The organism is Streptomyces aidingensis (assembly GCF_900112355.1).
Classification (GTDB): Bacteria; Actinomycetota; Actinomycetes; order Streptomycetales; family Streptomycetaceae; genus Streptomyces; species Streptomyces aidingensis.
The window spans coordinates 9,903-36,606 of sequence record NZ_FOLM01000019.1; the positions used below are offsets into that span (position 1 = coordinate 9,903).

A 26,704-nucleotide genomic window follows, 5' to 3' on the forward strand; every position below is an offset into this window, starting at 1 on the left:
GTCTCACGGTCTCGGGGGCCGGGGTTTCAGGCGGTGGCCGGGGGCAGGTCGCGGGCGTCGAGGATCATCAGCTCCCGGGGGTCGGGCTCGGACATCTCGGCCACCCGCATCGCCTGGCGCTCGGTCATCTGCTGGAACAGCTGGCGGGCGGTCCGGCCGTTGCCGAACCGGTCGCCGCGCGGCAGGGCGGCCAGGAAGGCGGGGAGTTCCTTGCGGGCCGCCTCGCTCAGCTCGTACTGGTGCCGGCGCGCGTGGTGTTCCACGATCCGCACCAGTTCGTCGTCGGCGTAGTCGGCGAAGCGCAGGGTGCGGGTGAAGCGGGAGGCCAGGCCGGGGTTGGAGTCGATGAACCGCTCCATGTCGTCGGGGTAGCCGGCGGCGATGACGACCACCTCGTCACGGTGGTCCTCCATCAGCTTGACCAGGGTGGCGATGGCCTCCTGGCCGAAGTCCTGCCCGATGCCCTGCGGGGTGAGCGCATAGGCCTCGTCGATGAACAGCACACCGCCGCGGGCCCGTTCGAACGCCTCGGTGGTCTTGGGGCCGGTGTGGCCGACGTATTCGCCGACCAGCGAGCTGCGGTCCACCTCGACCAGATGGCCCCGGGTCAGCAGGCCGAGGGCGTGCAGCAGCCGCCCGTACAGCCGGGCCACCGTGGTCTTGCCGGTGCCCGGGTTGCCGGCGAACACCAGGTGGCGGCTGAGCGGCGGGGCGGGCAGCCCGGCCTGCTGGCGCAGCCGCACGGTCTGCATCAGCTTCACCATGGAGCCGACATCGCGCTTGACGCTGTCCAGGCCGACGAGTTCATCGAGTTCGGCGAGGAGTTCGTCGAGCGAGGCGGGCTGCTCCTCCTCGCCGGGCCCGTCGGTCCGCTGCTGCTCCGGGGTCTGCCGGGCCGCGGCGGGGGCGGGGGCGGGGGCGGCGCCGCCGGGCGGGCCGGTCCGGCCGGACGGGCCCGGCGGCGGCGCCGAGGGGCCCCGGCCGCCGCCCGCACCGCCGCCCGCACCGCCGCCGTCGCCGCCGCGGCCCGCCGGGCGCGGCCCGGCGCCGTCATGACCGGCGGCGGGCAGCCGGGCGGTGGCGACATTGACGGACGCGCAGTGCTCGAAGGCCGGCGCGGCGCCCTCGGCCACGCTGAGGTCCTGCGCGGCGTTGAAGACCCGGCAGCGCCGGAAGTGCGGGGCGGCGTCCCGCGCCACATGCAGCGCGGGGAAGCCGGGGGCGACCACGTCGCAGTCCTCGAACATGCCGCGGGTGGCCTCGCCCAGCAGCAGGCCGTGCTTGCCGCTGCGGGTCACCCGCACCCCGCGCAGCAGCGGATCGGCGCCGGGCGTCAGCTCGACGCCGTTGCCCCGCTGCCCGTCCAGCGAGCAGTGCAGCAGCACGGCCTCCTCGGTGGTCCGCAGCCGCACCCCGGTCTCGCCGTTGATCACCCGCACCCCCCGCATCACGAGCCGGGACTGGTCGCGCGCCTCGACGGCGGACAGCCGGGCGCCGGTCAGCGTGGACTCGCGGATCTCGGCGCGCGCGGTGTGCTCCAGCCGGACCGCGGAGCGGGCGGCGTCCGCCACCCGGCAGTCCGTCAGCAGCGCCTCGCCGGCGTCCTGGAGCAGCACGCCGTTGCGGCCCGCGCCGGTCAGCCGGCTGCCGCGCAGCAGCAGGCGGGCGGAGTCGCGGGCGCGCAGCGCGGAGCCGGCGCCGCCGCGGACCCGCAGTTCGTCGGCGCGGAACACGGCGCAGCCGGAGGCGGCCACCCCGATGCCCTCCACGCCCTCGATCTCGGTGTCCTCCAGCCGGGCCAGGGCGTCACCGGTCAGGTGCAGCGCGGCATGCCGGGCGGCGCGCAGCCGGGTGCGGCGCATCACCAGCACCCCGCCGGCGGTGGGGTCGGCGAGTTCGGCGGACAGGTCGTCGTCGAGCGGGATGTCGGTGACCGGCACCTCGGGGCGGGGGATGCCGTTGCGCGAGCCGAGCACCTCGACGCGGCCATGGCTGACGGTGCAGTCGTGCAGGGTCAGGCCGGCGGCGTCCTCCACACGCAGCACGGGCTCCTCCGGGCTGTCCCCGCGCAGTACCAGGCCGGTCAGCCGGCAGTCGGGGGCGGCCACGGCCAGCGGCCCGGCGGCGGCCGGCACCATGACGGTGACGGAGCCGCTGCCGTGCTGCGGCTCCAGGGTCACGCGGCGGACCAGCCGGAACGACTCGGTGTAGGCGCCGGGCGCGATGCTGATCACGGCGCCGGCCGGGGCGGCGTGCAGCGCATCGGTGATGGTCCGGTAGGCGCCCCGGCTGCGGGGTGCCACGCGGAGCGGCGGGTCGTTCGGTATGCCGGTCATGCTGAGGGCGTCCCTTGGTCGGTCTCGATCGGAGGCGGAGGCGGAGGCGGAGCGGGTACCGGGCTGGCCTCGGCGTGCGGGTTCCCGTGCCCGGCCGGGGCGGGGCCGACGTGCAGGCCCATCGACTGGCGGATCTCCGGGCGGAGCACGAAGTAGACCAGTGACTTCTCGGCGAACTTGCCCACGACGGGCACGATGACGAAGTCGATCAGCCCCTGCCGGTGGTACCAGCGCGATCCTGCGGTGTGCTGGAGGATGGTCCGCGCGGTGCCGATGGCGGCGGCCCCGGCGGCGGAGCCGGCCGCGGCGGTCGCGGCGACCAGCAGCGCGTCCCCCAGGGACACCTCGTGCCGGTTGCCCTCGCTGTCCCGCACGCCGAACGCCGCGGTGGCGGCCAGGTTGCCGAGGAAGGTGCCCACCGGTGAGATGAACGCGGTGTCCCGGAGGTAGTCCCAGGTCCCGGCGCGCCAGCGGACCACGGCCTCGTTGCCGGCCCACTCGTGCGACCAGTTCTCGTTGTCCTGCCGCATGCGGTACGGCCGGCCCTTGTCGGTCCAGTCCAGGCCCATCCGGTGGGCCAGCGGGTTGGCGAAGTTGCCGCGGGCCATGGCATGGCTGTGCAGCCCCACCACGCCGGCCCGGAAACCGGCGCCGATCGCGGCCGTCACCGCGGCGTGGGCGACATCGATGCCGGTGAGGTCGCCCGGCAGCGCCGCGTAGACGGCCAGGGTCACGGCGAAGTCGAGGACGAACTCCTGGGTGAACTCGATCATCAGGTGGGTGGCCGCCTGCGCCGCGAACGGCGTGTAGGCGGACTCGCCGTTGACCGCCGGGCCCCAGTCCGCGCGCCGCGGGTGGCGGAGCATCCGCTCAAAGCCGCGGAACTCGGTGGACCAGTCGACGAACGGGGTCTCCCGGCCGATCGGGCGGAGCCCGTCACGGGTGAACCGCTGTTCGGTGAAGGCCGCGGCGGGCACTTCCCGGACCTGGCCGGACATGGTGCGCTCGGTGATCACCACGGGCCGGCCCTCGGCGTCGTGGGCGTACCGGCGCCACTGCTGGGTGACGCTCTCCACCTCCAGGAAGGTGCCGTCGCCCACCGCGGTCCTGCTGCGGGCCACGGCGCCGGATTCGAACTCCCGCCAGGTGCGGTAGGCGCCGGGGCCGTGCACGGCGGTGCCGGCCGCCGCCGGGGTCGGCGCGTATTCGCGGACCCGCTGCGGGGCGTCGGTGAAGAACCGCCGGGCCGGGCCGCCGGCAGGCACGGGGATCTCCTGGATCACCACATGCCCCGGCTGCCCGGCCGGCCCGCCCGGCAGGCCGGGGGTGAGCTGCTGGTCCTGCCAGCGGGCGCCGCGCTGCCAGCGGTCCAGCGGCCGGCTGCCGTCGAACCAGCGGCGGACGCGGTCGGCGTCGCCGCCGAAGGCCAGGACGTTGCCGTCGCGGTCGGTCTTGGTCCACCGCCAGACCTCGCCGCCGTCCGCGCGCCGCTCGTGCAGCCAGGCGTTGACGGTGACTCCGTCCGACAGCAGCCGGTGCTCGCGCACCATCCGGCCGCCGGCGTCGAAGTCCCGGTAGGAGTGGGCGTCCCAGTAGTTGTGGTGGTCGAACTGGTTTCTGGCGGCGAGGGTCCGGGTGCCGCGCAGGTCGGTGCCGGGGATGTGCCAGGTGGCGCGGCCGTGCGAGGGATACCGGCTGACCACGGTGATCTCCCCGCCGTCCGTGCCCGGGCCGCCGGAGCGCCAGGTGTCCTGCCGCCCCAGCACCTCGTTGTGGCGGCCGTGGTGAATCCAGTCGGGTGCGCCGCCGCCGGGGCGGGGCCGGAAGTCGAGGACCGTGCCGTCGGTGAAGCCGATGCGGACCGTGCGCCACTCCCGCCCCGGAACCGGGGTGTACCAGTCGTCGCCGGGGCCGGTGGCGACGCGGTCCTGCCAGGCCACGTCGTTGAGGCCGCGGCCCGATCCGGCGGGCGGCGGCGTGAAGTCGCCCGGTTCGAAGGTGCGGTGGCCGCGCGGTCCGCCGGGCCCCTCGGACCAGGGCTGGTAGCGGCCGGTGCGCGCCACGCCCGGCGGCAGCTCCACGCCGTGGCCGGCGGTGAGGGTGGCGCCGCCGAACAGTCTGCGGGTCTCGCCGGCCAGTTCGCCGCTGCGCAGCACGGTGCGGGAGACCTCACCCTGCTGGCCGACCACCTGCACGCCGCGGGTGTCGCCCGAGCGGAAGGCGTGCGTCTGGAAGCGGCTGTCCAGCAGCCAGGCGGGGCCGTTGGAGGCGTCGGCGAAGCGCTGCGCCCCGAAGTGGTTGGCGAACCGGGTGGTGAACGAGCCGGCCGGGGTGGCCCGCAGATCGCCGATGGTCAGGGTGCGCCACCAGTTGGGCGGGCGCTGCTCCGCGATCCGGTGCGTCTCGGTCCGGGTGCCGTCGCCGGATGTCCGCCCCGCGCCGGACTCCTTGCCCTGGTGGGAGGTGGCGCGCCACTCGTCGGTGGGCAGACCGTCGGGGCCGAGCCGGTACGCCGTCAGGCCGCGCACATTGTCCCAGTGGAACGGCCCGTGGCGGGTGGCCACGACCGCGAAGGCGCCGCGGCGCGGATCGGCCACCCGGTCGGTCCAGGTGTTGGCGAGCGGGCCCCACCGGCGCTCGCCGTGGGCGAGCAGGGCGCCCGCCCCGTCGTGCGCCTGCCATACGCCGAGGCGGCCGGTGGTGCGGGTGGCCAGCACATGGCCGCCGAACGGCGTCTGCTGGAAGTGCCGGACCGGGCCGGACCAGGCGCGCCCCGGGCCGGGCAGGTCGTGGTAGTCCCACCACTCGTCGCCGCGGGTGGCCCAGATCCGCACCCCGTGCGCGCCGGTGACGGGCTCGCCGGCCGCGGTCAGTTCCGACCACCGCTGCCGGGCGTGGGTGTGCGGCAGCCAGAGCCAGCGGTGGCCGAGCCCGGAGACGCTGCCGGGGGCGTGGGCGTCGAGCAGGGTGCCGCCGAGCAGCGGACGGCGCTCGAAGACAAAGGCGCCGGAGGCGGTCAGCAGCCGCACATGGCCGTGGGCGGCGCCGGAGAGGTCCGCCTTGCCGCGGTCCATCACCGGGGCCGGGGTGGGCGGGGCGGCGCCGTCCCGCCACCGTTCCCAGGTGGCGCCGGTCAGCTGCCCGGCGTCGTCGTACCGGTAGCTGACGAGGAAGTGCTGGCCGGTGACGGGCCGGCCCCGGTCCACGGGGTTGATCCGCTGCTCCAGCAGCCGGCCGCGGGTGTCGTACCGCTGGAACTCGCCCTCGCGGGCGCCGCCGGGCGGGCCCTCGATCCGGTGGCCGTCGGGGCCGGAGGTGATCGCGCCGTGCGGCACGGGCTCGCCCGTGTCGCCGTCCAGGACCCGCCCGCCGGCGGGGTCGAGGAAGCGGCGGCCGGTGGCGTCGGAGAGCTCCACGACGGTGAAGCCGCCCGGCCCGGTGCCGGCGCCGGCACCGGCGCCGGCCTCCGCCCCGGTCGCGTCCGGGGCGCGGTGCCGGGTGACGGTGCGCAGACCGGTGTCGCCGGGCGGCCCGATGTGCCATTCCAGATCGCCCCGGGCGCCGAACAGCCAGCGCTCGCCGGTGGCCGGGTCGGTGATCCGGAACCCGGGGCGCGCCTGGCCGTCCGGCCCGAGGCGCGGGGCGGCGATCCGGCCGGGGGCGGCCTCCATCGCGTCGTCGAGCACGTCGAAGGCGCGGTGCTCGGCGCCGTCCCGGCCGGTCATCCGGTGCACCCGGACATGGCCGCCGGCCGCGGCGGCCTGCCCGGTGGCGCCGGGCTCGCGCAGCGCGACGGCCTCGAAGCGGAAGGTGGCCGTGGTGGTGCCGTGGTGGGCGTAGCGGGCCGTCTCCGGGGTGTCGGCGCGGCGCAGCAGCAGGTCGCCGCCGGGCAGTTCGCGGACGGTGGCGCCCCCGGCCGGGCCGCCGTCGGCGGCGCGCAGCACGTCCTCCCGGGTGCCGTCGGCCCGGACGAAGGAGTAGCCGGTGATGGTGTCCCCGGCCGCCCCCGCCCCGCCGGGCCGGACCAGCGTGGTGCCCCGGGGGTGGGTGACATTCCCCGTGGCCGGGTCGACGAGGAAGTGCTCGCCGCCGTGCTCGACCCGCAGGGTGCCGTCGCGCTGCGGGGTGACGGTGGCGGGGCCGCCGCCCCCGCCGTCCCCGCCGCCCCCGGCGTCCCCGGCGTTCCGGGCGGGCGCCAGCCGCGGGGTGGCCGCGGGGTCGGTGGGCACGGTCAGCGACCGGCCGTCGAAGGGGCCGCCGTGCAGCGTGTAGCGGTGGCCGGTCAGCCTGCCGTCCGCGCCGTGGATCCGGCCGACGCCGGTGGCGGTGTCGGTGACGGTGTAGGCGGCGGGGGCGCCGTCCGGGGCGGCGTCCCAGGTGAGGACGCGGCCGGGGACGGCGGAGCCGGTGGCGGTGCGCAGCCGCGGCGCGGTGTCCTCGCCCCCGGCGGGCCGGACCGCATAGGCGTCGGGGGCGTCCGCGCCGGGGCGGGTCAGCGGCACGGCGGTGCCGTGGTGCCCGCCGTCGGCGGAGAGCAGCGGATGCCCGGCGGCGGTGGCGCCGCCCGCCGGGGTGACGCGGTAGGTGCCGTCGTCCTGCCGCTCGGCCGGCAGGCGCCTGCCGTTGTGCAGCACATGCGGCGCCTCGCCGTCCAGGGGCACCACGAGCCGGCCGTCGCGCAGCGGCCCGGCGTCGACGGTGTGGCTGCGCTGGACCAGCGTGCCGTGGAAAGCGCCGCCGTCGCCGGCCCGGACCAGGTAGGTCTCGGTGGTGCGGGTGCCCGGCCGCGGGATGTCGACGCGGTGGGTTCCGTCGTCGCCGGCCCGCCGGGCGGTGGCGCCGGGCGGCTGTGCGCCGTGCGCGTCCAGCACCCGGGGCTCGCCGGGCCCGTCCGGCACGGCGAGCCGGTGGCCGGTCAGCGGGGAGTGGGCGGCACCCGGGTCGAGGGCGTGCTCGGTGTGCAGCCGGTGGGTGTCCAGACCGTGCACATCGGTGGCGTGCGGGGCGCCGGTGCGGACCACCCGCACGGTGCCGGTGGCCTCGTCGTAGCGGGCCCCCGGGTCGGGCCGGCCGTCGGCGTGGCGCATCGAGGGCGGGCCGCCCCGGCCGTCGGCCGGGGTGAACAGATAGCTGCCGTCCCGGCCGGGCCAGGGGGTGAGGGTGTGGGTGCGGGCACCGGCGGGGCCGACCGCGAGCCGGCCGCCGCCGGGCAGGTCGATCCGGTGGGCGGCGCCCAGACCGGTGCCGTCGGCGAACGCGGTGACGGCGCCGGGCACCGGCACCGCCCGCCCGTCGTCCGCGATCCGGACCAGCGCCGGCGTACCGGCCGCCGGGCCGGCCGCGCCGGGGGCGTCCTCGGTGAAGCGCAGCAGGGTCCCGGTGCCGGTGAGCGGCACCCACCGCTCGGTGTGCACGGCGCGCACCGGGCCGGCCGCTCCCTCGGCGGGGACCTGCTGGACGCGGACCACCGCGGTGTCGCCCTCGAACCGGTGGGAGAGCGCGAACCCCTCGCGGTCGCCGTCGAGCCGGGCGCCGGCGAGCCGCCCGGTCGCCGGGTCCGGCTCGGGCACCAGGCGCAGCCCCGGCACCCCCGGCACCGCGAACGCGTCCCGGCCCGGCGAGGACGAGGACGCGGACGAGGACGCCGCGGACGACGGTGCGGACGACGGTGCGGACGAGGCCGGGGCGCTGCCGGGCGGCGGCGCGGGCGGCGCGGGCGGCGCCGGAGAGGTCTCGGGGACGCGCACCATGTAGACGGCGGGCCGCTCGCCGCCGGGCGGCGGCACGGGCGGCCGCGTTCCGGCGCGGGCGGCCCGGCCGGCCTCGATCTGCTCCATGACGGCGGCCCGGTCGGCCGGGTCCAGCAGGCGGTACTCCTCGCCGTCGACCCGGTTGAGCCCGGCGACGGATGGCTGCCGGTCCAGCAGGGCACCGGTCCGGCCGTGGTAGACGGTCAGGGTGTGGGTGCCGTCGGGGCCGGGCCCGTGCAGATGCAGCTCGCCGGTACCGGCCCGCCGCACCACGATGTCGTGGACGGTGCCGCCGCCGAAGGCGCGGGGCAGCGGATAGGGCGTGCCGTCCGGGCCGATGCCGACCGTCAGGATCTGCTTCTCGCCCGGGGACCGCTCCCAGACCAGCCACAGCACACGGCCCGGGCCGTCCCCGGGCCCGCCCGCGGCGGCGGGCGGCGGCGCCGGGGTGTCCCGCCCGGGCGGACCGGCCGGGCCGGGGCCGGGGAGGCGCGCCAGGTTGACGTCGATGCCGTGGCCGCCGCCGGACGGCGGCCCGGCCGGTCCGGTCCGGCCGGTCTGCTCCGGGGCGGGGCGGTTGCCGTCCGGCGCGCCGGCGCGGTCGTGCAGCCGGTACTCGCCGGTGGTGCCGTCGAAGACGGTCCGCCGCCGCTCCGGTCCGTGGAGGACGAGCTCGCCGCCGGGGCCGCGCCGGATCTCGTGGTCGTCCATCAGGGCGCCGCCGCGCGGGCTGCGCGGCAGCGGGTGCAGCGCGCCGTCGCCGAGCCGGAACTGGGCCAGGGCGATGGTGGCGTCGCGTGGGCCGGTGAGCCGGAGGACACCGAAGGCCACCTCCCCGGCGGCGTCGGCCAGCAGGTGGCCGGCGCCGCCCGGGAGGCCGGCGGCGGCGCCGGCGGCGACGAGGTAGCCGCCGCCCAGCCGGGTCACCTCGGCGTCCAGCGGCCGGCCGTCCGGGCCGGCCAGGCGCGGGACGGTGCCCGGGCCGTGGTCGGTGATCCGGTGGCCGCCCAGGCGGTCGCCGGTGAGTTCCAGCGTCCTGGTGCCCGGCGTGCCGTCCGGGCCGAAGGCCGCGGTGAGGTTTCCGTCGGTGATCTCGATCCGGTCCCCGGTGAGCAGCGCCGGGCGGCCGAGCGGTGTGCCGTCGGCGCGGAACACCTCGCCGGTGGCGGTGTCCGCGGCGCCGCGGGGCCCGCCCTGCGGGGTGAGGACCACCCAGCCGGCCTCGCCGCCGGGCCGTCCGGGCAGCGGTGTCGCGCCCGGCCGGCCGGCGGTGCCGGCCGGCGGCAGGGGTTCTCCGGTGGGGCCGACCACGACCGGCCGGCCGCCGTCCACGGTGACCAGGAAGCCGTGCTCCCCCAGGGGGGTGACCCGGGAGCCGGGTACCACGGTGCCGTCGGGGCGCAGCAGCCGCGCGGGGCCGGCCGCGGGCAGGTAGAGGCGGTTGCCGTCCAGGACGTCCGCCGGCCCGGCGCCCCGCCCGTCGGTGATGCGGCCCACCGGCGTGCCGCGCTCGTCGAAGAACACGGTCGCCCGGCCCGGGCCGCCCTCGACCCGCAGCGCGGCGATGGGCGGCCACATCCCGTCGGACGGCTCCCGGGACGCCTGGCCCACGGGCACCGCGAGCGTCCGCTCTTCGGCGAAGCCGTCGGGCCGCACATGGACGGCGTGGTGGGTCTGCACGCCGGCCCGGTCGACCAGGCCGGCCCGGCCGTCGATGCCGACGTAGAACAGCTCGTCGCCGAGCCGCTCGGCGTGCACATTGCCGGTGGCCAGGGACCGGTCCGGGCCGAGCACCCGCACGCCGCCGCCGTCCAGCAGCAGCAGGCTGTGCTCGCCGAGCAGTTCATTGCCGCGGGCGGGGGTGACCAGGCCCGCGTCGTGCAGCGGGAAGCCGAAGGAGTCGTAGCGGGCGACCGTGCCGGTGCCGTCCGGGCCGCCGCGGCGGACCACGATGGTGGACTGGACGTAGGTGACCTCGCCGGACAGCACCCGCGGGATGTCGCCCGGGTGGCGGAGCAGCACGCCGGGCCCGGCGCCGGGCTCCGGAACGGTGACGGCATGCCGCAGATCGCCCTCCAGCAGCGGGCGGACGGCATGGGTGACGGCCCCGGTGCGGCCGATCACGAACTCGGCGTGGCCCACGCGCACCCACACCTGGTCGTCGGTGAGCCGCACCACCGCCGCGTCCACCATGCCGAGGTCGGGGTCCCGCACCCCGGGCGGCACCGCCCGCGCACGGCCGGGCCCGGGTACGGGCACGGTGACCTCGAAGCCCTGGAACAGGCCGTCCCGCACGGTGTAGGTCTCCGCGAGGAGGACGCCGCTCACGTCGTAGTGGCCCCGGACGCGGGGGTGCCCGCCGGTGACGACCAGGATGTCGCCCGCCGGCCGCGGCGTCTCCACGGCGGGCCGCGCCTGCGCCTCGCCGGTGGGGTCGCGGCGGAACAGCCGGGTCTCCCCGCTGGTCCAGGCGGCCAGGAACGCGTCGGCGTCGCCGTCCGGGGCGCCGCGCAGCAAGATCACCTCCGCACCGGGGACCGGCGCGCCGTCGCCGCCGACGAGCAGCGGGTGGCGGCCCGGCGCCCGGACGGCGAACAGGCCGTCCTCCAGCCGGGTGACCTCGGCGTCCGGCACGGGCCGCCCGTCGCGCCCGGTCAGCCGGGGCGGGCCGCCGTCCTCCGGCACGTCGAGGCGGGCGCCGCCCAGCGGATCGTCCGGGTCGAAGGCGCCGGAGGACAGCAGCCGCCCGCCGCGGTCGTGGACCAGGGCGGTGTTGTCGATCAGCACGGTGTGCCGGGCGCCGCCGAGGGTGGTCTCCACCCGGCCGGTGGTCACGCGGCCGTCGGCCGCCACGCGCAGCACGAGGGGCGGCTCCGCGGAGGCGTCGTGCGGGCGGGCCAGCACCAGGTCCGAGGGGCGCCCTTCGGCGTCCCGCAGCCGGGCGCCGGTGTGGGTCGGCACGCCCTCCGCGGAGACCACCAGCGGCGGGCGGCGGGCGGCGGGGCCGGGGTCGAAGAGGAAACGGTCGCCCGGCAGCGGCGTCCAGGAGCCGCCCCGGACCGGACGGCCGTCGCGGCCGAGCAGCCACGGCGGGCGGCCGTCGGCCGGTGCGACGACCCACTCCCCGGCGCGTTCCCCGTGCCCGACGCGGTGCGCGGCGCCGCTGAAGGAGCCGTCCAGGGTGTGCACGGTGCCCCGGGTCTCCCCGGCGCGGACCAGCAGCAGGAAGTCCTCGCCGAGGTGGGCGGCGAACGGGCCGCCCCGGTCCTGGTCCGGGTTCTCCTGGCGTACCAGCCCCCGTTCCGGCCGGTCCGGGGAGCGGGTCACGCTGACGCCGGTGGGGGTGCCGTCCGGGCCGGTCAGCCGGATGGGCTCCCCGCCGGGCGCCGGTGGCCGCTGGCCGGGACCGGCGGACGGCGCACCGGAGGACGGGGCCGGAGCCGGGGAGGAGGACGCGGCCGGGGCCTGGACCCGCGGTGCGGGGAGGCCGTCGGCCGCGTCGGTCAGGTGCAGGCCGCCGCGGTCGAGCAGCACGCTGCGGCCCCCGAAGTCGAGGCGGAGCCGGCCGTCGCCGGCCGGCCGCACGGTCCCGGGAACCGGGGGACCCTCGGGCGGGTAGACGCGCGCCGGGCCGTTGCCCCGGTGCACCAGGGTGTGCCCGGCCAGCCAGGGGGCGTCCGAGGTGATGCCGAGGGCAGTGGCCCCCGCGTTCGCCCGTTCGAAGCCTCCCTCGGTGTACAGGGTGACGGCCCGGGGGGCGCCGTCGGACCGGGGCGGCTCGATGACGGTGAGGGCCGAACTGCGGAAGTCGACATGGTGCGGCAGTTGCTCCGGCACACCGCCCGCTCCGGACCAGCGGAAGAGCAGCCCTCTCCCGCCGCCGGGCGGGACGGCGGCGAACTGCCGCAGCGATGCCCCGCGGCCGTCGCGCAGCAGGACGATGTCGTGGGTGTGGGCGCCGGAGCCGTCGATCATGACGCCCCCGTCGTGGTCCCCCGGAAAGACCGCGATCCGGTCCTCCCCGGCCCGGACCACGACCGCGTCCCCGTCGGGCCGCCCGTCCGGCAGCCGCACGGCGGGCGTGCCGTCGCCCGGCGCCGGGAGGCGCACCTCCATGCCGTGCCCGGGGCCGCCGTGCACCAGGAACGTCTGGCCGGCCGGGGTGCCGCCGGCGCGGCCCGGGGCGGGCGAGCCCCCGTCGCGGTCGCCGCCGGGCCGGGCGCCGGGGACCGTCGCCGCCGCCGCGGCGGGATCGTCCAGCACCATCTCGTCGGCCAGCATCACGACGGGGTGGTGACCGCCGGCCGGGGGCTGCGGAAGCTGCTCCCCGGCGCGCGCGGCCCGGGCGGCCTCCGCCTGCTCCCGGACCGCGGCCCGGTCGGCCCGGCCGAGCAGCACATACTCGTCGCCGCCCACCCGGTTCAGGCCGGGGCCGGCGGGCTGGTCGGCCAGGAAGGCGCCGGTGTCGGCGTGGTAGCGGCTGAGGACGCCGCCGGGGCGGAAAAGCTGGAGTTCGCCGGTGCCGTTCCGGCGCACGACGCTGTCGTACACCGGCTCCCCCTCCGGCGTGCGGGGGACGGGGTAGGGCGTGCCGTCGCGCAGGAACAGCACCAGCACGTCGGGGTGGTGCCCGTTGCCGGGCAGGCGGGTGACGCCGTCGACGCGCGGTGCCAGGTCGGACGGGCCCGGCAGTCCGGGGCCGGGACTGCCGAGGACCGACGGCGGCCACAACTCCCGGTGCAGCAGGGCGTCGTTGTCGGGCAGTCCGCGGCCGAGCGGAACGGACCGGTAGAGGCGGCCGCTGGCGTCGTAGATGTCCACGCCGGCGTCCCGCCGCACGTAGAGGTGGCCGTCGAGGATCGACACATGCTCCGTCGGCACCGTCCGGCCGCCGCGTGCCAGGGCGCCGTGGGAGCCGTCCGCGGACACCACGGCGGTGACGCCGGCGGGCCGCCCGTCGGGGTAGCGGAGCGGGATCTGCCGGAAGGCGGAGGCGCCGGAGCCGGGCGGCGGCACGGACGGTGCCCCGGCTGTCCCGGGCGCCCCCGGTGCCCCCGGTGCCCCCGGTGCCGCCGCCATGGCCTGCCGGACGGTCCGCCGGTCGGCGTCGGTCAGCAGGACGAATTCGGCGGCGGTGGGGCGTTCCAGGCCGGGCGTCACATGCCCGCGGCCCAGCAGGACACCGTCGCCGGTGAAGCGGGTGACGGTGTGGTCGGGCGCGTACAGGTGGATGAAGCCGGACGGCCCGCGGCGCAGCACCGCGTCGTGATACGGCCGGCCCTCGGGGGTGAAGGGCAGCGGATACAGCTCGTCGTCCCACCGGAACACGGCCATCACCTCACGCCGGCCCTCGCCCTGGGCCAGACGCACCACACCCTGATAGTGGCCGTCCTCCGCGCCGACCAGATAGTGGTGCACGCCGAGGGTGTCGATGCCGCCCGGGTCCACCAGGGTGGAGTCGACCAGATAGCGGCCGGGGCCGAAGTGGGTGACCTCCCCCGCGAGCCGGCTGCCGTCGAAGCCGACCAGATGCGGGCGGGAGCCGGGGCCCTCGTCGACCAGGAGGCGGGCGTGCGAGGGGGTGCCGGTCAGCTCCAGCTCCTGCCGCAGCGGTATGCCGTCCGCGTCGAAGTGGAAACGGGTCCGGCCGCTGGTGACGGTGATGCCGTCGGCTCCGGCCGTGATGCGCTGCGGGTCGTCGAGGGCCTGGGTGCCGTCGTCGCGGAAGACCAGCGGCCGGTCCGGCCCGCCGGCGGGGACGGCGACGGAGCGGCCACTGGCCGTGCCCTGCCAGGTCCGCAGCGGGACCACGTCGTGGGTGTACCGGCCGGTGGCGTCGACGACGGCCCGGCGGCCACCGGCACCGGTCACCAGCAGCAGATCGTCGGTCAGCTCGGCGACGGACGTGCCCTCGACGATCATGTCGTCGGCGTCCACCACCACGGCGCCGCCGCGGACCTGCTCGGACAGCACCAGACGGTTGCCGTCGAGCACCGGGGCCAGCGGGGTGCCGCGCCCGTCGGTCATCCGGCCCAGCAGGGTGCCGTCCGAGTCGAAGAAGAGGGACACCCCGCCCGGCCCGCCCTCGACCCGGAGCGCGGCGTACTCCATCCACACGGCGTCCGGCGGCCGGTGCGCGGGCGCGCCGGCCGGCAGCGCATACGCCCGGTGGCTGGTCGCGCCCGTGCCGTCGGGCACCTCGAACTCATGGATGCGGTGGGTGCGCAGGCCGGTGCCGTCCACCAGGCCGGCCTCGTCGCCGGTCCGGACCATGTAGAACTGGTCGTCCCCGAGCCGGTGGACCTCGGAGCCGGGAACCGGCGCGCCGTCGGCGCCGAAAAGGCGGGGCGTGTGGTCGGGGCCGTTGTCGACCAGGTGGACGCCGCTGCCGTCCAGCTCGATCCGGCCGGTGAAGGCGACGGTGAGGTGGTTGCCGCCGGCCGGGACGGGCGGCGGCTGCTGCCCGGCGCGCGCGGCCCGGGCGGCCAGCACCTCCTGGCGGACGAACTCCTGGTCCGCCCGGTTCAGCAGCCGGTACTCGTCGCCCCCGACCCGGCCCAGCCCGGGTGCGGTGGGACCGTGGCTCAGCACGGCGCCGGTGGTGCCGTCGTAGCGGGTGAAGGTGTGGTCGGGGCCGTAGAGCTGGACATGGCCGCCGTCGGAGGTGCTCCGCACCACGACATCGCGGACGGTGTCCCCCTCGGGCGTGCGGGGGAACGGGTACGGCGTGCCGTCCGGGCCGATCTCGACCACCAGGGTCTGCCGGCCGGGAGGGCCCTGGCGCCATTCCAGCGTCAGGACCCGGCCGCCCTCGCCGGCACCGCCGGCCGGGCCGCCGCCCGGGCCGTCCGCGCCCCTGCCGGGTGGCCGCTGGGCGGGGAGCGGGGCGGGAAGCTGTGCCGTGGCGGGGGCCGGGGTCGCCGTCTCGGCGGTGCGGCCGGCCGGCGGCGGCAGGTGCCCGGTGGCAGCCGCCGCGCCCGGTGTGGCGGCGGCGACCTGCCCGGCCGCGGGCGGCGGCGCCGTGGTGGTCTCGGCGCGGGCGGACGGGGGCGCGGATGTGCTGTCCGCGAGCGCACCGAGACTGACGTGCTGCCCGCCTGCGGCGCCCTGGACACCCTGGCCGCCCTGGGCACCGCCCGGCGCGGCGGATCCGCCCGCCGGGCCGGCGGGCACCGGCCCGGCCGGGAGGCCGGTGCCCGCCGACACCGGCGGGACCGGTATCGCCGAGGCGGCCTGGCCGCCGGTCGCGGGCGGCGCGGCCCCGCCGCCCGCGACATGGACCTGGGCACCCGCGATGGGCGGGGGCAGCGGGGCGGCACCGGTGACACCCGGGGCGGCGCCCGGGGCGGAGGTGGCCGCGCCGGGCGCCGCGAGCTGGGTGGCGCCCGGCACCTCGGTGACGGCCCCGAGCCGGGCGGTGTCCGGCGGGGCGAGCGTGGCGCCCGCGTCGGCGAACCGCTGCTGCGGCGCGATGTCGGCGGAGGTGCCCATCGCCCGCTCGGGGGAGAGGCTGCCGGGCGAGCCGGCGGCCTGGGCGGCGTTCCCCCCGGCGCCCACGGCGGGAGTCGTCCCGGGGGTCACGGTCCCGGCGTCGCCCATCGCGCCGGGCGTGACCAGCGGGGTGGGCGGGTGCGTGGCCGGCATCCCGGGCATGGCCCCCGGCGTGGGCACGAGGTGGCCCAGCGGATCGACCGCGGCGCCCTGCGGCACCAGCCCGAACTCGGTGGGCAGCAGCTTGCCGTCGGCGGCCGGCTGATGCAGGATCACCGACGCCGGATCGGGCAGGTAGAGCCCGCTGCCCGAGCCGCCGGAGGCGCCGGGCACACCGCCGGTGATCCCGAAGTCCAGGCCCCGGCCCTGCTCGGCGAAGCTGACGGAGAGGGGCGGCGGGGCCGGCAGGCCGGCCGCCGGCGCCGGGCCCGTCACGGGTGACGGCGGCGGGGCGAGCACCCCGGCCCCCGCCCCGGGCGGCACGACGGACCCGGCCGCCGGCGGCGGCACCGGCGGGGCAGCGCGTACGGCGGAGCCGGGGCTGGAGGTGATCAGACCGGCCAGCGCCAGGTTGGCGATGGTGGGGCCGACGTTCTTGTTGCCCTGGAAGAGATCGAACGAGGGAACGGCCGGCCCGCCGTTGCCCAGCCCGGCCAGGTTGACGGGGGGCGGGGTCACCAGGTGCCCGACACCGCCCGCGATGCGCAACGCCCCGGCACCGCCCGGCTGGTACTTCAGCAGCTTTCCGGTGTCGATGAGGGGCTTGCCGTCCGGGGCGAACCCCCGGATGGCGCGCAGGTCGATGGCGGCGGTGCCGTCACCGACCCAGGCGCCCATCCGGAACTGGTTGAACAGGCCCCGGTCGATGACACCGATCTTCAGGCCGTGGGCGAGCCCGGAGGCGGAGAACCTGGCGCCGATCTCCGTCGCGTTGACCGGCAGGATCAGCGACAGCGGGCCGAAGCCGCGGAAGTTGGCGGCCAGATACCCGGCGAAGCCCGGCTTGCCGCCGAGGCCGTGGTAGATGGCGTTGTCCGCCCAGGCGACGCCTTTGAAGGCCTGCGCGCCGCCCTTGAAGGTCGTGCTGATGACACTCCAGCCGAAGCGGAACGGGGCCAGCAGAATGTTCGACACGTACTGGATGCGCTGCGTGGTGTTCATCAGCGCCCAGGCGTTGCGCTGCTGGTTGAACCAGCCCTTGGCGCCACCCCAGATCTTGCCCACCGGCAGGCCCCGGGTGGTGGGAATGAGCACCCCGAGGATGCCCAGGATCAGGCCGAGTTCATTGGTTCTGCCGCCGGCGTAGTCCACGGCGGTCTTGATCAGGATCGCCGCGTTGATGGCGAGGGCGATGAGGCTGATGACACCGCCGGTGAACACGCCGATGATGGCCAGCGCGATGCCGAAGTAGGAGAGGAACTCCCAGAACGCCTCGCACGGGTCGATCATGCTGCCGATCATGCCTCTGGCGTCGTCGATCGCGGACGCGGCCGTCGAGGCGGCGGCCCCCAGCGATTCACCGGCGGAGAGCGCCTTGCCGCGCAGCGTCTCCCACTCCCCGCTCTCCTTGTCCAGGCCCGCGGCCTCGGCCAGCGCGGCGTCGGCGATGCCCTGCTGGGTCTCCATCTCGCCCTGGTAGGTGGTCAGCGCGGCGTGGACCGCTTCATGGGCCGCCCGGAAGTCCTGGACGAAGCTGCGCACCCGTTCGTCCATCGTCTCCCGGAGCGCGGCGGCGGTCTCGCCGATGAAGGCGGCGGAGTTCTCCTGCATCAACTGGTTCAGCCCGTCGTCGAGTTCGCTCGCGAGCTCGATGAGGGTCTGCTGCGACGCCAGCAGCTCCCGGATGCGGCCGGGGTCTCCCGGGGTGGGGTCGCCGTCGAGATCGAGGACGCTCCAGTCCGAAGGACGGGGCATCGGCGAGTCCTGCCTCTCTTTTCCGCTGCTGTTCCGCTGCTTTCCGCTGCTGCTTCGCTCCGCTCCGCGTGCCCGGCGCGGGACGCCGCCCGCCGGGCGACCGCGGCACCTCCTCTACGTCCGGGGCGGGCGGATGGTTCATGTGAGCCATGCCATGAGGCGGCCTGTGAACCATCAGCCGCCCCCGGGCGTAGAGGGGGTGCCGCGCGGCCCCGCGCAGAGAACCAGGACTGAGGACCGGGGCCGGGGAAGGACCGGGAGAGAGGGGAGAGGTGCACGTGCCGGATTTCGCCATGGACTACGACGCGCTGTACGCCATGCGGGACGGTCTGCACGGCCTGGCCGACCGTGCCGAGGACGGCGGCGCGACCGGGGTGTTCCTGGAGATCGGCGAGCAGCACTCCAACGACACCCTGTCGGTGTTCGGCTTCAGGGATCTGGCGCAGTCGTTCCGCTTCTTCTACTCCCGGTCCAGGTCCCGGGTGGAGGAGGGCAAGGACAAGCTGCGCCGGTTCGGGGACATGTTCGGGGGCGTGGCCGACGGGCTGTTCCAGCAGGACGCGATGATCGCCTCGGGCGCCGCGGCCTCCGTCGGCAAGTCCTATATCGACGAGTGGCGTGCCGAATGGGCCGAGCGCGAGGCGTGGGAGGCCCGCAAGGAGGAGTGGGACGGCTTCCTGGCGGAGATCGGCGCCACCGAGTACTTCCAGGAGCACCCGGACGCGGACCCCTCCGAGGTGTGCTCCGCGGGCGACGGCCGGCCGGACTGGTGCCAGGCGTGGGAGGACCACGAGAACAAGGTGGCGCCGCCCGGCGCGGAACCGCCCGTCCCGGACGACCACCCGCCGAGCCGCCTGCGGTACGAGGGCGAGGACGGCAGCAGCACGGAGGTCGTCCTCTCCTACGACGAGGACTACAACATCATGCGGGAGGAGACCACCATCACCACCGCCGGCGGCGAGACCTTCACCTCGGCCATCGCGTACGACGGCCCGCCGGAGGTGCACACGGTGCCCCACTCCGACGACCCGGACCATCCCGGGCTCAGCTACGACTCCCGCGACTACACGGTCACCAGCAACGGCCCGGACGGCTCCACGGCGGTGGAGAAGGTCGTCATCAACGACGACGGCTCCGGCACCCGGTCCATCACCACCACCTACCCGGACGGGGAGGGCGGCGAGAAGACCGAGACCACCGAGTACACCCGCTCGGGCCCGTTCGCGGACTGGGAGGAAAAGCAGTAGCCGGCCCCGCCGTCCCCGGGCACCGATCCGCCCCCGTTCAGTGAGGAGATACCGCCATGGCAGCCAACGTCAGCATCACCTACCAGGACGTCGAGGAGTGTGCCGCCGCGATGAAGAGCAGCAACGCGAACGTGCTCACCCCGGCCAAGGACGCGGCCAAGGACGCGCTCAACACCGCGGTCACCACCGCCCTGGTGATGCCGGAGACCAGCCGCGCCATCGAGGACAAGTTCAACGAGATCTACGACCAGCTCACCCTGCTCTGCGAGGCGGTGGACAGCTTCGCCGACCAGTTCATCCAGATCAAGGACGGCATGGAGGACTTCGACCACCAGTACGCGGAGAACATCCGCAACCCGAAGTAGCGTCCACCCGCCGGAAATCCGAGGAGGTAGCAGATGGCGGACATTTCCGCCGAGTACGCGGGCATCGCGGAAGCCAGCCAGAAGATGAGCACGCAGTGCGGGATCATGGTTCCCGAGATCTACAGCCTGATGGAGAAGGTCAACACGCTGCTGGACAACGGGCTGTATCTGGAGCAGGCCAGCCCGGCGCTGAAGACCGCCTACGAGGAGTTCAGCAAGTCGCTCCAGATGGCGGCGGCCAACATCCAGGGCTATGCCAACCTGCTGACCGCGATCAGCGACGCGTTCCAGAACAACGACGCCGCCCTGTTCGCCGCCACGCTGTCCAGCATCGACGGTGAGGGCGGCCTGGAGCTGACGCCCGAGGAGGTCACCACCCCGACCGACGACCCGCCGGAGTGGTCCCCGCCGGGCGGCGGCTCGGACGGCACGCCGGTGGTGTGGAACGAGGACCACTCGCAGATCACCGTCGGGAACTCCGCATAGGCCACCCGGCCGCCGCCGGCCCCGCCGGCCCGCACACCACGCGACGGGTCCCCGGCCGCCTCCCGCGGCCGGGGACCCGTCGCCGGGTGCGCCGCCGCCCGCCGGGGCCGGCGGCTATTCCTCCAGCACGGTCAGCGGCACCTGGACGGCCATCGGGGACCCCGACCGGTCCGTGGTCCAGGCCCGGCCCGGGGCCGCCGCGGGCCGCAGATGGTCCGGGGTGAGCCGGGTGCCGATCAGTTCCCCGTCGCCGAGGCCGCGGGCCGCCATCAGCATGCCGCGGCGGGCCCGGCGGGCCACCCCGACCCAGCCCATCGAGGGCAGGCCGTCGGCCGGCCCGGCCAGCAGCAGCCCCAGAGAGCGTTCCCGGCCCGCCGAACCGACCTTGCGCAGGGCCTGGTCGGCCTTGCCGTTGGCCAGCAGATCGGCGTCGTCGACGACGACCACGGCCGGGCGGCCGGCGAGCTGCTCCAGTGCCTCGTTCAGCGTCCCGGGCTCCAGGTCGGGCCCGTCGAGGACGCGGGCCAGGCCGTGCGCGGCGAGCCGCCGCAGCGGCGAGTCCCGGGGCGTGACCACCACCAGGGAGGTGCCGCCCATCAGCAGCGACACACTCATCGCGGCCAGCGCCGTGGACCGCCCCGAGCGCGGCGGGCCGTACACCACGAAGGTGCCGGACTCGGCGAAGTCGAAGCCCACCGGGCCGGCGTCGTTGCCGCCGAGGCCCAGCAGCGCCCACAGCGGGCGGCGGTCGGTGTCCGGGATCAGTCCGGCCGCCTCGGTGAAGCCGACCGCCGCCGGCAGCTCGGCGACCGGGACCGGCCGCTGCCCGGGGGGCACCGCGCCGTCCCGGGCGCCGGCCCGCCGGCCGATGGCGGCCAGCGCGTCCGCCTGGTCGTCCCCCTTGGCCAGCGCGGACAGCGGCAGGGTGAGGATCTGGCCCTCGGCGCCGCCCGGCGCGAACCAGCCCCGGCCCGGCGGCACATGCTCCGGCACCACCCGCCGGTTGACGCCGATCAGGCCGTAGTCCATCCGGTCGGCCTGGCGCAGCATCACCCGGCGGTCGTTGTGCTGTGCGGCCCGGCCGCCGAGCAGCGACTTCTCGGAGGTGGCGACGACATGGACGCCGGCCGCGGCGCCCTCGCGCAGCAGCCGCAGCAGCTCCTCCAGGGTCCGGCCGCCGTCGGCCCGTTCCAGTTGGGCGGAGAGCGCGTCCCAGCCGTCGATCAGCACCAGCAGATGGGCCGGGCGCTCCTCGCGGGGCAGTCTGGCGCGCAGTTCGGTGAGGGAGCCGGCGCCGTGCCGGGCCAGCAGCCCCTGTCGGCGGGTCAGTTCGTCGAGCAGGAACTGCACCAGCCGGCCCAGGCGCTCGGAGTCGTGCCGGGAGACCACGGCGCCGCAGTGCGGCAGTTCGCCCAGCGCGGTCAGGCCCCCGCCGGCCGCGTCGATGCCGTAGAGGTGGAGCTGGTCGGAGCACAGGTGCAGTGCGGCGGAGCCGGCGATGGTGCGCAGCGTCTGGGTACGGCCGGAGCGGGGCGCGCCGAGCACATACAGATGGCCGAAGGCGGCGAAGTCCAGATGGCCCAGCACCTGCTTCTGGCTGCCCGGAAGGTCGAACATCACATAGGGCACGGGCGGCAGGCGCAGGGTGCCGGGGAGGGGGTCCTTGGCCGGCTCGGCCACCGGGATGCCGGTCGGCAGCGGCGGCAGCCACGGGCGGGGCTGCGGCGTGAAGTCCGGCAGCGCCTCGGCGGCGGCGCGGATGGCCGCCACCAGTTCGGACAGGTCGGTGGGCGGATCGGCGGGGGTGCCCGGGTCCCCGGCACCTCCGGCGGTCACCGCCGCTCCGTCCGGGGCCGCGTCCGGGGCGGGCCCGGTCCGGGCCGCGGACAGCACCGGCGGGCGGCCGAGCCGCGCCCAGCTCAGCTCGGCGCGGCGCACCTCGCGCGGCCTGCCGTCGCCGGCCGCGCCGGACGCCGGTCCGCCGCCCTGCCGCTCGGCGCCGGCCCACGCGGTCTGGAACGGCATCGGCGCGCCGCTGCCGCGCCGGACCAGGGCCCGGCCCGGGGTCCGGGGCGAGATGGCCGCCGCGTCGGGGGCGTTGATGATGTCCTGGCTCTCGGTGCGGTCGGTGACCCGCAGCGCGATGCGCAGATTGGTGTTGGCGCGGATCTCGTTGCTGACCGAGCCGGCCGGGCGCTGGGTGGCCAGCAGCAGATGCAGGCCGAGCGACCGGCCGCGCTGCGCCAGACCGATCAGCCCCGGCACGAACTCCACCTGCTCCCGCACCAGGGTGGCGAACTCGTCGATGACCAGCAGCAGCCGGGGCAGGGGCGGAAGCTGCGGGTCCCTGGCCCGCTTGGCGCGGTACTCCCGGTGGTCCTTCACCCCGGCGTCCGCCAGCACCTGCTCACGGCGCTTCAGCTCGGCGTCGAGCGAGGCCAGCGCCCGCTGCACCAGGTGTCCGTCGAGGTCGGTGATCATGCCCAGGGTGTGCGGCAGTTCGGCGCATTCGCGGAACGCGCTGCCGCCCTTGTAGTCCACCAGGACGAAGGTCAGCTCGTCGGGCCGGTTGACGGCGGCCAGTGAGGCGATGACCGTCTGCAGCAGCTCCGACTTCCCGGAGCCGGTGGTGCCGCCGATCAGACCGTGCGGCCCGTCCGCGACCAGATCGAGATGGACGGTCCCCTCGAAGCCGGCGCCGACCGCGAACGCCGTGCTGGCGGGCCGTCGCCGCCAGGCCATGACCAGCGCCTCCGGGTCCGGCGGCTCCTGGCCGATGAGCGGCAGCAGCCGCACCCGGGACGGCAGGCCCGCGTCGGCGTCCACCGTGACATCGCGCAGCGGGGCCAGGCCCCGGGCGAGTTCCTCGCACCACTGCGGGGTCACCTGGTCGGCGCGGATGCCGCTGACGGTGGGGGCGCCGGAGGTGCGCACGCTGAGCCGGTCGCCGGCGGCGGTGATCACGGCCCGGCACTCCTCGGGCAGCCGCTCCTCGCGCTCCTCCAGACACAGGCTGAAGACCCGCACCGCGGGCCCCTGGGAGAGGATGCCCACCAGGCCGGGCACGTCGCGCAGCCGGTAGGCGCCGTCCAGGACCACCAGCACATCGGGGCCCGAGGGCGCGCCGCCCCGGCCGGGTCCGGAGGGCGCGGCGGCGGCTCTGGCCTGGATGTCCGCGTAGAGTTCGCTGACCCGGCGGGCCGTGGACTCCGCGTCGGTGCCCAGGGACAGCAGCGGGGTGCCGCCCGGGGCGGGCCGGTAGGGCCGCAGATGCCGCAGCCAGCGGGCCCAGGCCCAGTCCTCGGCGCGGTCCTCCTCGGTGAGGATGACGATCCGCAGATCGCGCGGGCTGTGCAGGGCCGCGGCCTGGGCGACGGCCCACCGGGCGACGGCCCGCCCGGTGGTGTCGGCCCGCCCGTCGGCGGCGGTGCCGGTGCCGGCAGCCGGGCAGACCAGGCCGAGCACGCCGAGCTCCGGCAGTTCGGCGCCGATCGGCACGTCCGCCAGCCGCCAGTGCACCTGCCGGTGGTTCTGCTCCCGGGCCGCGTCGCTGATGCGCTTGAGCGAGGCCCGGGTCACGGTGCCCAGGCGCAGGCTCAGATAGTCGGGGTGATGGCGGCGGCGTTCCCACAGATGGCGGCCGGGCCCGGTGGCGGCCAGCAGCACGGCCGCCGGGTCGGGGGCGGCGGCGCCCCGCTGCTCCCGCTCCAGGGCGGTGGCCCGGCGCATGTCCCGCTCCAGGGCGGCGCGGCGCAGCCGGAAGCGGCGCATGGCCTCCTCGTGCCGCTTGCGGTTGGCGCGGCGCCCGGTCACCCAGTTGCCGACCGCCATCAGCGGGGTGAGCAGGATCAGGATCATGAAGTAGAACGACCGGAACAGCATGATCATCGCCAGGCCCATCACCATCGGCGAGATCATCAGGATGAAGGGGAACGGCCGGGGCCCGGACGGCGCCGGCGGCCCCGGCAGGGTGAGCTGCTCGGCGTCCAGATGCGGCGCCATCCGGGGCGGGCGGCTGTAGTCGAGGGTCAGGCCGTCGGCGGCGGGCTTGACCGCGGCGTCCGGCTCGGAGGGCGGCACCAGGCGCAGCAGATGGTCGCCGAGGGAGAGGTCGGCGTACGGCGGCCACGGCAGCGAACCGTCGGACGGGGGCGGCTGCTCGCCGGGCGGCAGCAGGGGCGGCGGCTCCGGCAGACCGTCGGGACCGGGCGGCGGCGGCTCGGCGCTGTGCCCGCCGGGGCCGCCGTCCTGCGGGCCGGCCGGCTCCTCGTCGGTCAGCGGGGTTCCGGTGTCCGGGTCCACCGGCGGCGGCGGGGTGAGGCTGCGCAGGCCGCAGGCGGCGGGGTCGGCGTCCGGGGGCAGCAGGAAGGAGGCCGAGCCGTCGGTGTGGACCGTGATCCAGACGCCGCGCTCCGGCAGCCGGTCGAGCCGGCCCGCCGCGCCGGCCTCCGTCACCTCTTCCTGGCCGGTGCCCGGGTCGAGGCGGACGGCGCAGCCGCGGTCGGTGCCGGCCTCGTAGCGGCCGGGGCCGAGCCGCCACACCCGGCCGGCGCCCGGCCCGGAGACATGGCGCAGCTCCAGCAGCACGGGGTCGCCGTCCGGGGGCCGCCAGGCGCGGGCCGCCGCCGGGCGGGCCGGGGCGGGGCCGTCGAGACCGAGCACCGCGCCGTCGCGGACCCCGCTGGCCACCAGGGGCGTGCCGGCGTCGAGCGGGCGGTGGTCCAGGAACAGCCGGGGAGTGTCCAGGGCCGCGGCCAGCTCCCCGACGGTGGCGCCCTCGGGCAGGTCGAGCAGGTGGTCGGTGAGCCGGCCGCGCGCGTCGGCGGCGGTGACGGTGAGCTTCACGGGGCGGTCCCAGCGGTCGGTGGGTCGGCGGTCGGGTGATCAGGTGATCAGGTGATCAGTGGTCGGCCGCGGAGCGGACGGGTGCGCTGCCCTCGGGCTCCCGGCGGCGCCCGGCCGGCGCGGTGCGCGCGGTGTCGTTCCCGCGCTCCGCCCCGGCCTCCCCGGCCGCCTCGGCCGCCTCGGCCGCCTGGACTTCCTCGTCCTCCGCGTCCTCCTCCACGAGCTCGCGGGCGGCCTCGGTACGGCGCCCGGCCCTGATCTCGCGCTCCGCCTCGGTCTCGGACCCGGTCTCGGTCTCGGGCGCCGGCCCGGGGGGCGCGGCGGCGGCCCGGTCCGCTCCCGGCCATGCGTCGGCCCCGGCATCCGCGTCCGCGTGCTCGTGCCGCGCCGCGCCGTCCGCCGCCGCGGCGCCGGGCCGCTCGTCGTCCTCGGCGAAGGCGCGAGCCGCGTCCCGCCCCGCGGTGCTCACGCTCCCGGGCCCCGGCGGCAGCACCGGCGGGATGTCGGACAGCACGCGGGCGATGGCCCGGCTGAGCGCATTGCCGGCGACCAGCAGCGGGGTGCCGGCCACCGCCAGCCGGCCCTCCCGGTCGCTCAGCACGGTCCGCAGAAAGCCGCGGCCGGGCCCCCGCAGCAGAATCCGCGGCCCGGCGGCGCGGGCGGCGGCCGGGGCGGCGATCCCGGGCGGCAGCGGGTCGGGCAGCTCCGCGGTGACCAGCCACGGCACGAGGCCGCCCCGCGCCGGAAGCTCCTCGGCCCGCCGGTGGGCCGCCCGCACCTCCAGGCCGGGAAACGCCCGGTGCACCCCCTGCGCGACCACCACCAGGCCGTCGGGGAGCCGGACGTCGAGCTGCGCGGCGAGCGCCTGGTGCACGGCGGTGGCCGCCCGGCGGTCGCCCTCGACGTTCAGCAGCGGCGGCCCGGCCGCCACATCCAGGAACACGCAGCAGCCGCCGTCCTCGCCCAGCGCCACCAGGACCGGCGGCGTCTGGTCGGGCACCGGGACCACGGGCGGCAGGGCGTCGCGGTCCACGCTCCAGCAGTCGGGCCGTTCCTCATCCCCCCACCAGGGCTCCTCCTCCGGCGGGCGCGGCCGTCGGCCGGCCAGCAGCACCGTGACGCCGACGTCGTCCACCAGGGCCGCGTACGGCACCCCGCCCGCGCCGGCGGCGGCCTGCCGGGCCGCCGCCAGTGCCCGTTCGGCGTCCCGCCAGGTCGCGGGCGCGCGCAGCCCGCGCACCAGGACGCGCAGCGAGCGCCGGTGCCGCAGCCAGGCTTTGGCGGGCGCGGCGAAGGCATGGGCCGAGACCGCGCATTCCCGTTTCACCCGCCGCCAGGCGGCGCGCCAGCCGCCGAGCCGCATCGCGAAGTGGCGCAGAATCAGGAACAGCACCAGCAGGACGGCGAGGATGCCGATCCAGCGGAAGATGATCTCGCGGTGCCGGTTGAGAAACTCGATGGGGTCGGTGGTCCTCATGAGGAGGGGCTCAGCTCCCGCCGCAGGGTGGCCAGCGCGTAGTGCACGCGGGACTTGACCGTTCCGGCGGGGACGCCCAGCGCGCGGGCGGCGGCCGGCTGCGACAGGCCCAGCCCGTGCACCTGGGTGAGGGCGGCGCGCTGCTGAGGGCTCAGGCGCGCCAGCAGCCGGGCCAGGGTGACGCGGTTGGCGACCGCCTCGGCCAGGTCGGCGCCGTCGTCGGCGGACCGCTGGTGCAGCGTCTCGGGCATGATGCCCACCGGCACGCTGCGGTCGCGGCGGCGGGCGTCCACCGCCAGGTTGCGGGCCACGATGTGCAGCCACGCGGCGAGGTGGTCCTCCTCCTGGTGGCGGGAGTGGGTGCCGGCGAACTCGTCGGCCGCCAGCCAGGCCCGGACCATGGTCTCCTGCACGATGTCCTCGGCGCGGTGGTGGTCCCCGGCGGTCAGCCGGCTCACATAGCGCAGCAGCCGGCCCCGGTAGCGCTCGGCGGCCGGGGGCCGCGGCCGGGGCGCCCGCGCCGCGGCGGATCTCACCGGCGCGGGCCCGGGACGCGCCGCCGCGGCGGGAGGTCTGAAGGACGGCTGCGCAGACGGGGCGTGCTGCATCGCTCCTGCTTCCAATCCGGTGGGACCGCGCACTGGTTGAGCAGTGCACTACTGAGGCTATGCGAGCAGGAATTGACGACGCGTTACATGAGGGTTGCGCCCCGGGATCGTGATGGTGGCCCTCCGGTGGACCTTTCGGGGACGCCCGGCCGCGGCGGCACGGCGCTTGGCGCGCCGCCGCGGCC

General features: G+C 77.0%; 8 protein-coding genes. 3 read left to right on the forward strand and 5 right to left on the reverse strand.

All coding sequences use genetic code 11. The features are described 5' to 3' along the window. Window positions 1-26 precede the first annotated feature (26 nt). Both BM242_RS24570 and BM242_RS24575 read right to left on the reverse strand, forming a co-directional pair. Window positions 27-2,336: an AAA family ATPase gene (locus BM242_RS24570; protein WP_093841121.1), complete on the reverse strand. Its 2,310-nt coding sequence runs from the start codon at window positions 2,334-2,336 to the stop codon at window positions 27-29. Further along, window positions 2,333-17,491 carry a hypothetical protein gene (locus tag BM242_RS24575; RefSeq protein ID WP_093841122.1) on the reverse strand — a complete coding sequence of 5,053 codons (15,159 nt, stop codon included), beginning with the start codon at window positions 17,489-17,491 and terminating at the stop codon, window positions 2,333-2,335. Before BM242_RS24575 ends, BM242_RS24570 begins: the two co-directional genes overlap by 4 nt. A gap of 278 nt (window positions 17,492-17,769) precedes the next feature. Between BM242_RS24575 and BM242_RS24580 the strand changes: the two genes are divergently transcribed. The 3 genes from BM242_RS24580 to BM242_RS24590 are packed head-to-tail and all read left to right on the forward strand — an operon-like array spanning window position 17,770 to window position 19,589. Continuing rightward, a complete protein-coding gene (locus tag BM242_RS24580; protein WP_139238433.1) occupies window positions 17,770-18,738 on the forward strand; it encodes a serine/arginine repetitive matrix protein 2 in 969 nt (322 codons plus the stop codon). 56 nt (window positions 18,739-18,794) lie between these two features. Beyond that, complete coding sequence (locus BM242_RS24585) at window positions 18,795-19,103, forward strand: hypothetical protein (protein ID WP_093841124.1); 309 nt, start codon at window positions 18,795-18,797, stop codon at window positions 19,101-19,103. A 33-nt stretch (window positions 19,104-19,136) separates the two neighbouring features. Beyond that, window positions 19,137-19,589 (forward strand): hypothetical protein, encoded by a 453-nt coding sequence (locus tag BM242_RS24590; protein WP_093841125.1) that lies wholly within the window; start codon window positions 19,137-19,139, stop codon window positions 19,587-19,589. 114 nt (window positions 19,590-19,703) lie between these two features. Here BM242_RS24590 and BM242_RS24595 read toward each other — a convergent pair whose 3' ends face one another. Genes BM242_RS24595 through BM242_RS24605 form a run of 3 tightly spaced genes read right to left on the reverse strand, consistent with a single transcriptional unit; the run spans window position 19,704 to window position 26,447 of the window. Further along, window positions 19,704-24,434: an FtsK/SpoIIIE domain-containing protein gene (locus BM242_RS24595; protein ID WP_093841126.1), complete on the reverse strand. Its 4,731-nt coding sequence runs from the start codon at window positions 24,432-24,434 to the stop codon at window positions 19,704-19,706. A 55-nt stretch (window positions 24,435-24,489) separates the two neighbouring features. After that, window positions 24,490-25,911, reverse strand: a complete 1,422-nt coding sequence (locus BM242_RS24600) for a hypothetical protein (protein WP_093841127.1) — start codon at window positions 25,909-25,911, stop codon at window positions 24,490-24,492. Next, window positions 25,908-26,447 (reverse strand): sigma-70 family RNA polymerase sigma factor, encoded by a 540-nt coding sequence (locus BM242_RS24605; RefSeq protein WP_245834487.1) that lies wholly within the window; start codon window positions 26,445-26,447, stop codon window positions 25,908-25,910. The genes BM242_RS24600 and BM242_RS24605 overlap by 4 nt, the downstream gene beginning before the upstream one ends. Between the last annotated feature and the right edge of the window lie 257 nt (window positions 26,448-26,704).